The sequence below is a fragment of the Dechloromonas denitrificans genome (assembly GCF_020510665.1).
In the GTDB taxonomy this organism is placed as follows: Bacteria; Pseudomonadota; Gammaproteobacteria; order Burkholderiales; family Rhodocyclaceae; genus Azonexus; species Azonexus denitrificans_B.
The window spans coordinates 2,143,682-2,156,452 of sequence record NZ_CP075187.1 but is presented as its reverse complement, the minus strand read 5'-3'; the positions used below and the strand labels follow the sequence as shown (position 1 = coordinate 2,156,452).

Here is a 12,771-nt window from a genome sequence, read left to right as displayed (position 1 = left end):
GCCGCCTTTCCTTCTGCGGCCGACTTTTCAAGGGGTGGCCGGATTTTTGTCAGTGTCATTGATAGAGTCATCATGGAATTCCTCGATCTTCCCCAACTGATTTCTGCCGCCGGTACCGTTCGTCTTCCCGGTTCAAAGAGTATCTCCAACCGGGTTCTCCTGCTTGCTGCGCTGGCGGAGGGTGACACCGAGGTGCGTGACTTGCTCGCTTCGGACGATACCGAGCGCATGCTCGATGCCTTGAAAGTCCTTGGCGTCGGTGTGACCCACCTGGACGGCGAAAACTGGCTGATCAAAGGTTGCGCAGGGCAAATTCCTGTCAAACAGGCCGAGTTGTTTCTGGGCAATGCCGGTACGGCGTTCCGCCCGCTGACTGCGGCGCTGGCACTGGCTGGCGGTGACTACATCCTGAAAGGTGTCGCCCGGATGCATGAGCGGCCAATCGGTGACTTGGTCGATGGCTTGCGCCAGTTGGGCGCCGATGTCACCTATCTCGGTAATGACGGTTATCCGCCGCTGCATCTCAAGCCGGCGACGATTCAGCCGGGTGGTGTGGTCAAGGTGCGTGGCGACGTTTCCAGCCAGTTCCTGACCGGCCTGCTGATGGCTTTGCCGCTGACCGGCGAGGCTGCCACGGTCGACGTTGTCGGAGAGTTGATTTCCAAGCCGTATATCGAAATCACGCTGGCCATCATGGCGCGCTTCGGCGTTCATGTGCAGCGCGAAGGCTGGCAGCGTTTCACCGTGCCGGCTGGTAGTCGCTATGTTTCTCCTGGTACGGTTTATGTCGAAGGCGATGCCTCCTCGGCCTCCTATTTCCTGGCGCTGGGGGCGATTGGTGGGGGTCCTGTTCGAGTTGAGGGGGTTGGTGCCGACTCCATTCAGGGCGATGTCAAATTTGCCGAGGCACTTGCCCGGATGGGGGCGGAGATCGACATGGGGCCGAACTGGATGACGGCCAAAGCGCCGAAATCCGTTCTTGTCGCGGTCGACCTTGATTGCAACCATATTCCCGATGCAGCGATGACCTTGGCCACGGCGGCGCTGTTCGCCAAAGGCACGACCACTTTACGCAACATTGCCAGCTGGCGGGTCAAGGAAACCGACCGGATTGCCGCGATGGCAACCGAGTTGCGCAAACTGGGCGCTGTTGTGGAAGAGGGCGAGGACTTTATTCGCGTTACGCCCGCTACGCTCAAGCCGGCGGCGATTGATACCTACGATGACCACCGCATGGCGATGTGTTTCTCGCTCGCTGCTTTTGGAACGCCCTTGCGGATCAATGATCCCAAATGCGTTGCCAAAACCTTCCCGGATTATTTCGAGCGTTTTGCCGCAGTCAGCCAGGCGGCGCCGGTGATCGCCATCGATGGCCCGTCGGCTTCTGGCAAGGGCACCGTTGCCGGTCGCGTGGCAGCAGAATTGGGTTATGCCTACCTCGATTCGGGCGCACTTTATCGCCTGACCGCGCTGGCGGCACGTCAAGCTGGTGTCGACTGGGCCGATGAGGCTGGTGTGGCCGCAATAGCCGCCGCGCTCGACGTCGAGTTTTCCGAGTCAGATATCACGCTGAATGGCCAGTTGGTTGGCGACAGCATTCGCACCGAGGAAATTTCTGCCGGAGCCTCGAAGGTTGCGGTGCTGCCTGCTGTTCGTGCTGCGTTGTTGTTCCGTCAGCGGGTTTTCAACAAAGTCCCCGGTCTGGTTGGCGACGGGCGCGACATGGGATCGGTCATTTTCCCCCGGGCCAGGCTCAAAGTATTCCTGACAGCCAGTGCCGAGGCAAGGGCTGATCGTCGCTATAAGCAGTTGAAGGAAAAAGGATTCTCTGCTAATCTCACGGACCTTCTGCAAGACCTGCGGCAACGTGACGAGCGCGATTCTCAGCGCAGCGTGGCTCCACTCAGGCAGGAGGCTGATGCCGAATTGCTCGACACCACCGGGCTCACCATCGAACAGGCGGTGGCGCAGGTGCTGGAATGGAGCAAGAAAGCTTCGTTGTAAAGTGTTGCCGGCCGCCCTGGCCGGCAGCTTGTTTTAACCCTAACCCGCTGTGGATTTCACGGTTCGCAGCAGCATGAAAGTTCTCTCCGTCAATGGAATCTTTTGCTCAACTATTTGAAGAATCCCTGGCTCGCCAGGAAATGCGTCAAGGCGAAGTCATCACTGCAGAAGTGGTGCTCATCGATCACAACTTCGTTGTGGTCAATGCCGGCCTGAAATCGGAATCCTATGTTCCGCTCGAAGAATTCCTGAACGATCAGGGCGAACTGGAAGTTGCCGTTGGCGATTTCGTCCAGGTCGCAATCGAAATGCTGGAAGACGGCTACGGTGCAACCCGCCTGTCGCGTGATCGCGCCAAGCGCATCGCTGCATGGAACTTCCTGGAACAGGCCCTGAACGACAACTCCCTGGTTACCGGCACCATCACCGGCAAGGTCAAGGGCGGCCTCACCGTCATGTCCAACGGCGTCCGTGCATTCCTGCCGGGTTCGCTGGTCGACATGCGTCCGGTCAAGGACACCACCCCGTACGAAGGCAAGACCCTCGAATTCAAGGTTATCAAGCTCGATCGCAAGCGCAACAACGTCGTGATGTCCCGTCGTGCCGTGCTCGAAGCCACCGCTGACAAGGATCGCGAAAAGCTCCTCGAGAACCTCAAGGAAGGTACTGTCGTCAAGGGTATCGTCAAGAACATTACCGATTACGGTGCGTTCGTCGACCTCGGCGGCATCGATGGCCTGCTGCACATCACCGATCTGGCATGGCGCCGTGTCCGTCACCCGTCCGAAGTTCTGGCCGTGGGCGACGAAGTTACCGCCAAGATCCTCAAGTTCGACGCAGAAAAGAACCGCGTTTCCCTGGGTATGAAGCAACTGGGCGACGATCCGTGGGTTGGTATTGCCCGCCGTTACCCGGCTGGTACCCGCCTGTTCGGCAAGGTCACCAACCTGACCGACTACGGTTCATTCGTTGAAATCGAACAAGGCATCGAAGGTCTGGTTCACGTTTCCGAAATGGATTGGACCAACAAGAACGTTCATCCGTCCAAGGTTGTTTCCCTGGGTGATGAAGTCGAAGTCATGATCCTCGAAATCGACGAAGAGCGTCGCCGTATCTCCCTCGGCATGAAGCAGTGCCTGCCGAATCCGTGGGACGATTTCGCGATGAACCAGAAGAAGGGTGACAAGGTCAAGGGCGCTATCAAGTCCATCACCGACTTCGGTATCTTCATCGGTCTGCCTGGCGGTATCGATGGTCTGGTTCACCTGTCCGACCTGTCCTGGTCTGCGACCGGCGAAGAAGCCATCCGCAACTTCAAGAAGGGTGACGAAGTTGAAGCCGTCGTGCTCGGCATCGATGTCGAGAAGGAGCGTATCTCCCTGGGTATCAAGCAGCTCGAAGGCGATCCGTACACCAACTTCATTGCTACCCACGAAAAGAACAGCATCGTGCGCGCTACCGTCAAGACGGTTGATGCCCGCGGCGCCGTGATGACGCTGGATGGCGAGAACGAAGGTTACCTGCGTGCTTCCGAGTTCTCCCGTGATCGTATCGACGACCTGTCGCAGCACCTCAAGGTGGGTGACGAAGTTGAAGTCATGATCATCAACGTGGATCGCAAGACCCGTGGTATCAACCTGTCCGTCAAGGCCAAGGATCAAGCCGAACAGCACGAAGCAATGCAGAAGTTCTCTGCAGAGTCGAACTCCGCTGCTTCCGGTACGACCAACCTGGGCGCCCTGCTGAAGGCCAAGCTCAACCAGCAAGGCTGATAGGTTCAAGGCATGACCAAATCCGAGCTCATCGCCCGACTGGCGGAGCGTTTTCCGCAGTTGGTGGCGAAGGATGCTGATTTTGCGGTCAAGATGATTCTCGATGCGATGTCCGACGCACTTGTGCGCGGGGATCGTATCGAGATCCGCGGATTCGGCAGCTTTGCGCTCAACTACCGGCCCCCACGCACTGGCCGTAACCCCAAATCGGGGGATAAGGTCAGTGTTCCTGCCAAATGGGTTCCCCATTTCAAGGCAGGGAAGGAATTACGTGAGCGGGTCGATCAGTCGATCTGACGTCGTGCAGGAACAGTGTGGTAGATTCGGGGCGGTGAATGATTTCACTGCCCCTTTTTATTGAATACCATGACAGCTCTGATCTGGGCCACAAGGCTCATCATATTTTCATTTCTGGTGGTTTTTGCGCTCCAGAATACCGATACGGCAAGCCTCAATTTCCTGCCCGGCCAAGTCTGGCAGGCACCTCTGGTGATCATCCTGCTGGTGTTTTTTGCTGGCGGGGCCATGCTTGGGGTGCTCTCCGTGCTGGGCGTGATTTATCGCCAGCGTCGCGAAATATCGCGCCTCAAACGGGCTGCCGACCAAACGCCATCCGTTGTCTTGCCAGAGCTCCCGCCTAATTTATGAACGATTTTTTCGAGTATTGGCAACTCCTGCTTATCCCCCTGTTTTTTGGCTTGGGGTGGGCGGCTGCCCGAGTCGATATGCGCCAGGTTGTGCACGAATCGCGTGCCTTGCCCCGTTCATATTTCCAGGGCCTCAATTTTTTGCTTAACGAGCAGCCCGACAAGGCGATTGATTCCTTCCTCGAGGTCGCCAAGGTCGACTCCCAGACCGTTGAGTTGCATTTTGCGCTGGGTAATCTGTTTCGCCGGCGTGGCGAAACCGAGCGTGCCATCCGCATGCACCAGAATCTGATTGACCGACTCGACCTGAGCGACGCAGTCAGGCTGCACGCACTATCCGAGTTGGGGCAGGACTACCTCAAGGCGGGCTTGCTTGATCGTGCCGAGGAAATTTTCAACAAGATGATTGGCACAACCTATGAGGAAGATGCCAAAAGAAATCTGCTGGAAATTTATCAGGTCGAGAAAGAGTGGCTGAAGGCCATCGACATTGCGCGCGAACTGCCCGATGTCGCCTCGCAGCGTGAAATTGCCGAGTATTACTGCGAGTTGGCGGCAAACGAAATCATGCGGTCAAAACCGGACTCGGCGCGCGAGTATCTTGATACGGCGATGCAGCAAAACCGTAAATGCGTTCGCGCCAGTCTATTGCAGGGTGATCTGTTGTTGCAGGAAGGCAAGCCGGAAGAGGCGATCGATGCCTGGCAGCGTATCGAGCAACAGGATCCGGCCTATCTCGCCCTTGTTTCGCAACGTTTGCTCGATACTTACCGCAAGCTTGAGCGTCGCGAAGAGGGTATCGCCCTGCTGAGTGGTTATCTCGAGCGCTATCCTTCGCTCGATCTGATGGAAGTTGTCTATCAGCTGATCCTCGAGGGCGAGGGTAGCGAGGCGGCTTACCGCATGGTGCGCGCCGAGCTGCAGCGCAATCCGACGCTGCTTGGTCTGGAGAAACTGATGGGGGCCCGTTTGCCACTTGTTTCACCAGAAGTGCGCCCTGATGTCGAGTTGGCGCGGACCATCATTCAAGGCTATACCAAGCGTCTGTCGCGTTATCGGTGCGATAATTGCGGCTTCAAGGCCCGCCAGTTCTACTGGCGTTGCCCAGCCTGCGGTGGTTGGGAAACCTACCCGCCACGGCGCAGTGAAGAATTCGATCAAACATTGTAGGAAGCATTCATGAAAATTACCGTCGTCGGTACAGGCTACGTCGGCCTGGTCAGTGGTACCTGCCTGGCAGAAGTGGGCAATGATGTCCTTTGTCTCGATCTTGATCCGGAAAAGATTCGCATCCTCGAAGAGGGTGGTATTCCGATCTATGAACCGGGTTTGCAGGAAATGGTTCGCCGCAATGTGGCCGCCGGTCGCCTGCACTTCACGACCGATGTCGAGAAGGCTGTCCAGCACGGCACTATCCAGTTCATCGCCGTGGGTACCCCGCCCGATGAAGATGGTTCGGCCGATCTGAAATATGTGCTGGCTGCCGCGCGCAGTATCGGCCGTACGATGACCGATTACAAAGTGATCGTCGACAAGAGCACCGTGCCGGTCGGTACTGGCGAAAAGGTCAAGGCGGCCATTGCCGATGAACTGGCCAAGCGTGCGGTCAACATCCCCTACAGCGTCGTTTCCAATCCGGAATTCCTCAAGGAAGGTGCTGCCGTTGAAGACTTCATGCGGCCGGACCGCATTGTCGTCGGCGCCGAGGAAGAGCAGGCCATCCATCTGATGCGTGCTCTCTATGCGCCATTCCAGCGTAACCATGAGCGCCTGATCATTACCGACGTGAAAAGTGCGGAACTGATCAAATACGCCGCCAACGCGATGCTGGCCACGCGCATCAGCTTCATGAACGAACTGGCTAATCTGGCTGAAGTGCTCGGTGCCGATATCGAAATGGTCCGCCAGGGCATTGGTTCGGACCCACGCATCGGCTACCACTTTCTGTATCCCGGTTGTGGCTACGGTGGTTCCTGCTTCCCGAAGGACGTCAAGGCGCTGATCAAGACCGCAGCCGATGATGCCAATATCGAACTCAAGGTGCTGACTGCCGTTGAGGAAGCCAACGATCTGCAGAAGCATGTGTTGAGCAAGAAAATCTCGGCCCGTTTCGGTGCTGATCTCAAGGGCAAGCATTTTGCCTTGTGGGGTCTGTCCTTCAAGCCCAATACCGACGATATGCGTGATGCGCCGAGCCGTGAATTGATCGCTGACCTGTTTGCCGCCGGTGCGACGGTGACGGCTTACGATCCGGTTGCCATGCACGAAACGCAGCGTATTTTCGGTGACGAGGCTCGCCTGAAATATGCCGAAAATCCGATGGGCGCACTGGATCAGGCCGACGCGCTGGTCATCGTCACTGAATGGAAGGAATTCCGTAGCCCGGATTTTGACGCCATCAAGCAGAGCCTGAAGAATCCGGTGATTTTCGACGGCCGTAATCTTTACGATCCGAAGTTCGTCCGGGATTCCGGGATCGAGTACTTCGCCATCGGACGGTAAGCCGCATGCTCGATAAAGTTGCCCAGGTTCGCCTGCTTGTTGTTGGTGACGTCATGCTGGACCGTTACTGGTTCGGCGACGTCAGCCGCATTTCGCCGGAAGCGCCGGTGCCGGTGGTCAAGGTCGAGCGCATCGAAGAGCGTCTCGGCGGTGCGGCCAATGTGGCGCGCAATGCCGCCGCTGTCGGTGCCCGGACGGCCTTGCTGTCGGTTGTCGGTGATGACGATGCCGGGCGCACCTTGTCGCGTCTGCTGGCCGAAGGTCAAATCGATGCCGGTTTGCATGTCGACCGCGAGATCGATACCACCGTCAAATTGCGTGTCATCGGCCGTCAGCAGCAGTTGCTGCGCATCGATTTCGAAACCGCGCCGTCGCACGAAATTCTCCAGGCCAAGCTGGCCGAGTTCGAGAAGCGTGTTGCCGAATCCGATGTCGTCATCCTGTCGGATTACGGCAAGGGCGGCCTGACGCACATTACGGAAATGATCCGGCTGGCGCGCGCTGCCGGCAAGCCGGTGCTGGTCGACCCGAAGGGTGATGATTACGCCAAATACGCCGGCGCCACGGTGATTACGCCGAATCGCTCGGAACTTCGCGAAGTCGTTGGGCGTTGGGGTTCGGAAGAAGAACTGGTCGCCAAATCGCAGAAACTTCGCACCGATCTCGGTCTCGAAGCCTTGCTGGTGACGCGCAGCGAAGAGGGGATGACCCTGTTTGCGGCCGATGAAATTCATCACCAGCCGGCTCAGGCCCGTGAAGTGTTCGATGTCTCCGGTGCGGGTGATACCGTCATCGCCACGCTGGCTGTCATGCTCGCAGCCGGTGCCGGTTGGGCCGAAGCCATTCGTACGGCCAATGTGGCTGCCGGCATCGTTGTCGGCAAGCTGGGTACGGCTGTTGTGACCCGCGAAGAACTCGCTGCCGCTCTGTAAGGAATAAACATGTATATCGTCGTTACCGGCGCTGCCGGCTTCATTGGTTCCAATATCGTCAAGGCGCTCAATGAGCGTGGCGTGACCAAGATCATCGCGGTCGACAACCTGACCAAGGCCGACAAGTTCAAGAACTTGATCGATTGTGAAATTGCCGATTACCTCGACAAGCACGATTTCATCGAGCGCATCCAGGCCGGCCACTACGACGGCGAAATCGAAGCCATTTTCCACGAGGGTGCTTGCTCGGACACGATGGAAACCGATGGGCGCTACATGATGGAGAACAACTACCGTTACTCCCTCATTCTGCTCGACTGGTGCCAGGATCAGGATGTCCAGTTCCTCTACGCCTCAAGCGCGGCAACTTACGGCGGCAGCAATGTCTTCAAGGAAGAGCGCCAGTACGAAGGCCCGCTCAACGTTTATGGTTATTCCAAGTTCCTCTTCGACCAGGTCGTGCGCCAACGTCTGGCCAAGGAGCCTTCGTCGCAGATCGTCGGTTTCCGTTATTTCAACGTCTACGGTCCGCGTGAAACGCACAAGGGACGCATGGCTTCGGTCGCCTTCCACAACTACAACCAGTTCAAGGCCGACGGCAAGGTGAAATTGTTCGAAGGTTCGCACGGCTATGAGAATGGTGGCCAGATGCGTGACTTCGTCTTTGTCGGCGATGTCGCCAAGGTCAATCTGTTCTTCCTCGATAACCCGGATAAATCGGGCATTTTCAATCTCGGCTCCGGTCGGGCGCAAAGCTTCAACGATGTTGCGGTTGCTGCGGTCAACGGCTGCCGCAAGGCCAAAAACGAAGAGGCGCTGACGCTCGACCAGCTGCGTACGCAAGGCCTGCTCGAATACACCGCTTTCCCGGAAGCATTGAAAGGCAAGTATCAGGCTTTTACCCAGGGCGATCTGACCCGTTTGCGCGCTGCCGGTTACGAAGCACCGATGGCCACTGTCGAAGAAGGCGTCGGCCAGTACATCGAATGGCTCCATAAAAATGTATAAGACGCTGCAGGATTTCGTCGGCAATACGCCGCTGGTTCGTCTGGTGCGTATTCCCGGTGCAGAGAATGAGCGGCGTGGCAATGTCATCCTGGCCAAGCTGGAAGGCAATAATCCGGCGGGTTCGGTCAAGGACAGGCCGGCGCTGTCGATGATCGTGCGTGCCGAAGCACGTGGCGACATCAAGCCGGGCGATACGCTGATCGAGGCAACCTCCGGCAACACCGGCATTGCGCTGGCCATGGCAGCGGCGATGAAGGGTTACAAGATGATCCTCGTCATGCCGGAAAACCAGAGCGTCGAGCGTCGCCAGAGCATGCGCGCCTTCGGTGCCGATCTGGTCCTGACGCCGAAAGATGGCGGTATGGAGCTGGCGCGCGACGTGGCCGAGAAAATGCGTGATGAAGGCAAGGGCATCATTCTCGACCAGTTCGGCAACCCGGATAACCCGCTTGCCCATTTCGAAGGCACCGGCCCGGAAATCTGGCGCGATACGGCCGGCAAGGTGACGCACTTTGTTTCCAGCATGGGAACGACCGGCACGATCATGGGCACCTCGGCGTATCTGAAGGCGCAGAACAAGGCGATCCAGATCGTCGGTTGCCAGCCGGAAGAGGGGAGCCAGATTCCCGGTATCCGCAAATGGCCGGAAGCCTACCTGCCCAAGATTTACGATAAAACCAACGTCGACCGCATCGAATACGTCAGTCAGGCCGATGCCGAGGCGATGACGCGCCGTCTGGCCACGGAAGAGGGCATCTTCGCCGGGATTTCCTCCGGCGGTGCGCTGGCCGTAGCGCTGCGTTTGTCGCAGTCGCTGGAAAATGCCGTGATTGTCAGCATTATTTGCGACCGGGGCGATCGTTACCTGTCGACGGGTGTTTTCCCGGCATGAAGCCGGTTCTCGTTTTTGACATCGAGACGATTCCCGATGTCGCCGGTTTTCGTCGGCTCAATAACCTGCCGGGTGAGCTTTCCGATGACGAGGTCGCCGAGCTTGCCTATCAGCAGCGCCGGGCCAAGACGGGCAATGACTTTCTGCAATTGCACCTGCAACGCATCGTCACGATTTCCTGCGCGCTGCGCACCAGCGAAGGGCTGAAAGTCTGGTCGCTCTCCGAGCCGGCGCATGGCGAAGGCGAGATCATCCAGCGCTTCTTCGACGGCATCGAGAAATTCACGCCGCAGATCGTTTCCTGGAACGGCAGCGGTTTCGACCTGCCAGTCCTGCACTACCGTGGCATGCTGCATGGCGTTTCAGCGCCGCGTTACTGGGATATGGGCGACGGCGATTACGCCGACAGCCGTGATTTCAAGTGGAACAACTACATCAGCCGTTACCACACGCGTCATCTCGATCTGATGGATCTGCTCGCCCTGTACAACGCCCGCGCCAATGCGCCGCTCGACGATCTGGCCAAGCTGTTCGGCTTTCCCGGCAAGCTCGGGATGGATGGCGGCAAAGTCTGGGAGGCCTGGCAGGGCGGCAAGGCAGCGGATATTCGCGATTACTGCGAAACCGATGTAATCAATACCTATCTGGTCTATAACCGTTTTCGCCGTTTGCGCGGTGAACTGACAGCGGAAGAGGAAATCGCCGAGGGCGAATTCGTCAAGGCGCACCTGGCCAAAATCGGTGCGCCCCACTGGCAGGAGTTTCTCGCCGCCTGGCGCTGATCCGGCCTAGCACGGCGTTATAATTGCAAGTTCTCAAAACCTAAACGCAGAGAGATAAAACATGGCCCTTAATAACGTTTCTTCCGGCAAGTCCCTTCCCGATGATTTCAACGTGATTATTGAAATCACGGCCCATTCCGACCCCGTCAAGTACGAAGTCGACAAGGAATCCGGCGCGATCTTCGTTGACCGTTTTATGGGTACCGCCATGCACTATCCGTGCAACTACGGTTACATCAACAACACCATCGCCGGTGACGGTGATCCGGTTGACGTGCTGGTTGTCACCCCGTTCGGTCTGCCGCCGGGCGTCGTTGTCCGCTGCCGTCCGCTCGGCATGCTGGCCATGGAAGACGAAGGCGGCCAGGACGCCAAGCTGATCGCCGTGCCGGTCGACAAGCTGACCCCGCTGTACAAGGATGCCAAGTCCTTCGAAGACATCCCGCAGACGCTGCGTGACCAGATCTCCCATTTCTTCGAGCACTACAAGGATCTCGAAAAAGGCAAGTGGGTCAAGGTCAAGGGCTGGGAAGGCATCGAGTCCGCCCGCAAGGAAGTCATGGACGGCGTTGCCCGTTACCAGGCTGAAGCCAAGTAATACTGACGGAAACTTATGCTGCGTATCGCCGTTGCCCAGTTCAACGCCACCGTCGGTGACCTGACGGGCAACGTCGAACGTATCGTGAAGTGCGCCACCGAGGCCAAGGCCCGGGGCGCCCAGGTGCTGCTCACGCCGGAACTGGCGTTGTGCGGCTACCCGCCGGAAGACCTGTTGCTGCGCCCGGATTTCTACCGGGCCTGCAATCAGGCACTGGATCATCTGGCCAGCCGTGTCGAGGGCATTGCCCTGGTCATCGGTCATCCGGAAGAGAGTGAAGGCCGCCGCTACAACGCGGCTACGGTCATTGAAAATGGCCAAAAAAAGGCGGTCTACCGCAAGATTCGCCTGCCTAATTACGAAGTTTTCGACGAGAAGCGCTATTTCGATGCCGGTACCGATGCCTGCGTCGTCAGTATTGCCGGCGTACGTTGCGGCATCAACATCTGTGCCGACATCTGGGAATCCGGTGCGGCCGAAATGGCCCACGCTGCCGGGGCCGAACTGCTCCTCGTCCTCAATGCCTCGCCTTGCCACCTGACCAAGCATCATCAGCGCCTTGAAGTGCTGGGCGAACGTGTTGCAGCAACCGGTATCCCGGCGATCTACTGCAACCTGGTTGGCGGTCAGGACGAACTGGTTTTCGACGGTGCTTCCTTTGCGCTTGATGCCGCCGGCCAGTGCCGGATGCGTCTCGGCCAGTTTGTCGAAGCGCTCGGTATCGTCGATTACGATGCCGGCCAGTTGCATTCCGCGGATCAGGCGGTCGCCTTGTTGTTCGAAGCCGAGGCTTATCAGGCACTGGTTCTGGGCGTGCGCGACTACATCGGCAAGAGTGGTTTCAAGGGCGCGATCATCGGCCTTTCGGGCGGTATCGACTCAGCACTGACCCTGTGTGTCGCGGTCGACGCGCTGGGGGCCGACAAGGTGCACGCGGTGATGATGCCGTCGCCCTACACGGCGCAGATGAGTCTCGACGATTCGCGCGAAATGATTCGCCAACTAGGCTGCAGCTATAACGAAATCGCCATCGAGCCGGCGATGCAGACTTACGCCGCAATGCTCGATCCCCTGTTCGCCGGCCTGCCAGCCGATACCACTGAAGAGAACATCCAGGCGCGGATTCGCGGCAATATCCTGATGGCGCTCTCCAACAAGACCGGCAAGCTGGTTCTGACGACCGGCAACAAATCCGAAATGGCCGTTGGCTATTGCACGCTGTACGGCGACATGGCCGGTGGTTTCGCCGTCATCAAGGATGTCTACAAAACACTGGTCTACCGCCTGTCGGTCTATCGCAACACCTTGTGCCAGGGCGAGCCGGTCATTCCGGAAAACATCATTGTCCGGCCGCCTTCAGCCGAGTTGAAGCCGGATCAGACCGATCAGGACTCGCTGCCGCCGTACGAAGTGCTCGATGCCATCGTCCGCGCCTATATGGAAGAAGACCGCAGCCCGCGCGAGATCATTGCGGCCGGCCTGCCGGAAGCCGATGTGCGGCGCGTCGTGCGTCTGCTGCGCATCGCCGAATACAAGCGGCGTCAGTCGCCGGTCGGCATCCGCATCACGCCGCGTGGTTTCGGCAAGGATTGGCGGTATCCTATAACCAATCGTTATCAAGACGAATTTTAAGA

12 protein-coding genes are annotated in these 12,771 nt (G+C 58.1%); all 12 read left to right on the top strand.

The window, feature by feature from the left end; translation table 11 throughout:
- Positions 1-72: 72 nt before the first annotated feature.
- The 12 genes from KI614_RS10210 to KI614_RS10155 all read left to right on the top strand — a co-directional run bounded on the left by KI614_RS10210 (position 73) and on the right by KI614_RS10155 (position 12,769).
- Positions 73-2,004 (top strand): bifunctional 3-phosphoshikimate 1-carboxyvinyltransferase/cytidylate kinase, encoded by a 1,932-nt coding sequence (locus tag KI614_RS10210; RefSeq protein WP_226409301.1) that lies wholly within the window; start codon positions 73-75, stop codon positions 2,002-2,004.
- Positions 2,005-2,096: 92 nt separating this feature from the next.
- Entirely contained in the window at positions 2,097-3,776 is a 1,680-nt protein-coding gene (rpsA, locus tag KI614_RS10205) for a 30S ribosomal protein S1 (protein WP_203466970.1), read from the top strand.
- Between the two features lie 12 nt (positions 3,777-3,788).
- Entirely contained in the window at positions 3,789-4,073 is a 285-nt protein-coding gene (locus tag KI614_RS10200; RefSeq protein WP_119492172.1) for an integration host factor subunit beta, read from the top strand.
- Between the two features lie 69 nt (positions 4,074-4,142).
- Entirely contained in the window at positions 4,143-4,424 is a 282-nt protein-coding gene (locus KI614_RS10195) for a lipopolysaccharide assembly LapA domain-containing protein (protein ID WP_226405376.1), read from the top strand.
- Complete coding sequence (lapB, locus tag KI614_RS10190) at positions 4,421-5,593, top strand: lipopolysaccharide assembly protein LapB (protein WP_203466969.1); 1,173 nt, start codon at positions 4,421-4,423, stop codon at positions 5,591-5,593. Before KI614_RS10195 ends, lapB begins: the two co-directional genes overlap by 4 nt.
- A 9-nt stretch (positions 5,594-5,602) precedes the next feature.
- On the top strand, positions 5,603-6,925 hold the full coding sequence (locus KI614_RS10185; RefSeq protein WP_226405374.1) for a UDP-glucose dehydrogenase family protein: 1,323 nt from the start codon (positions 5,603-5,605) through the stop codon (positions 6,923-6,925).
- A gap of 5 nt (positions 6,926-6,930) precedes the next feature.
- Entirely contained in the window at positions 6,931-7,857 is a 927-nt protein-coding gene (gene rfaE1 / locus KI614_RS10180) for a D-glycero-beta-D-manno-heptose-7-phosphate kinase (RefSeq protein ID WP_226405372.1), read from the top strand.
- 9 nt (positions 7,858-7,866) lie between these two features.
- A complete protein-coding gene (gene rfaD / locus KI614_RS10175) occupies positions 7,867-8,865 on the top strand; it encodes an ADP-glyceromanno-heptose 6-epimerase (protein ID WP_203466966.1) in 999 nt (332 codons plus the stop codon).
- Positions 8,858-9,757, top strand: coding sequence for a cysteine synthase CysM (gene cysM / locus KI614_RS10170; protein ID WP_226405370.1), 900 nt, complete (start codon positions 8,858-8,860; stop codon positions 9,755-9,757). The genes rfaD and cysM overlap by 8 nt, the downstream gene beginning before the upstream one ends.
- The gene (locus tag KI614_RS10165) at positions 9,754-10,539 is read left to right on the top strand and encodes a 3'-5' exonuclease (protein WP_226405368.1); all 786 of its coding nucleotides are present in this window, start codon (positions 9,754-9,756) and stop codon (positions 10,537-10,539) included. Before cysM ends, KI614_RS10165 begins: the two co-directional genes overlap by 4 nt.
- 61 nt (positions 10,540-10,600) lie before the next feature.
- Positions 10,601-11,137, top strand: a complete 537-nt coding sequence (gene ppa / locus KI614_RS10160) for an inorganic diphosphatase (protein ID WP_226405366.1) — start codon at positions 10,601-10,603, stop codon at positions 11,135-11,137.
- A 15-nt stretch (positions 11,138-11,152) separates the two neighbouring features.
- Complete coding sequence (locus KI614_RS10155; RefSeq protein WP_226405364.1) at positions 11,153-12,769, top strand: NAD+ synthase; 1,617 nt, start codon at positions 11,153-11,155, stop codon at positions 12,767-12,769.
- The last annotated feature ends 2 nt before the right edge of the window (positions 12,770-12,771 follow it).

Coding starts and splice junctions, on each gene's coding strand:
- KI614_RS10210 (WP_226409301.1), top strand. CDS start 73: ATGGAATTCCTCGATCTTCCCCAACTGATTTCTGCCGCCGGTACCGTT.
- rpsA (WP_203466970.1), top strand. CDS start 2,097: ATGGAATCTTTTGCTCAACTATTTGAAGAATCCCTGGCTCGCCAGGAA.
- KI614_RS10200 (WP_119492172.1), top strand. CDS start 3,789: ATGACCAAATCCGAGCTCATCGCCCGACTGGCGGAGCGTTTTCCGCAG.
- KI614_RS10195 (WP_226405376.1), top strand. CDS start 4,143: ATGACAGCTCTGATCTGGGCCACAAGGCTCATCATATTTTCATTTCTG.
- lapB (WP_203466969.1), top strand. CDS start 4,421: ATGAACGATTTTTTCGAGTATTGGCAACTCCTGCTTATCCCCCTGTTT.
- KI614_RS10185 (WP_226405374.1), top strand. CDS start 5,603: ATGAAAATTACCGTCGTCGGTACAGGCTACGTCGGCCTGGTCAGTGGT.
- rfaE1 (WP_226405372.1), top strand. CDS start 6,931: ATGCTCGATAAAGTTGCCCAGGTTCGCCTGCTTGTTGTTGGTGACGTC.
- rfaD (WP_203466966.1), top strand. CDS start 7,867: ATGTATATCGTCGTTACCGGCGCTGCCGGCTTCATTGGTTCCAATATC.
- cysM (WP_226405370.1), top strand. CDS start 8,858: ATGTATAAGACGCTGCAGGATTTCGTCGGCAATACGCCGCTGGTTCGT.
- KI614_RS10165 (WP_226405368.1), top strand. CDS start 9,754: ATGAAGCCGGTTCTCGTTTTTGACATCGAGACGATTCCCGATGTCGCC.
- ppa (WP_226405366.1), top strand. CDS start 10,601: ATGGCCCTTAATAACGTTTCTTCCGGCAAGTCCCTTCCCGATGATTTC.
- KI614_RS10155 (WP_226405364.1), top strand. CDS start 11,153: ATGCTGCGTATCGCCGTTGCCCAGTTCAACGCCACCGTCGGTGACCTG.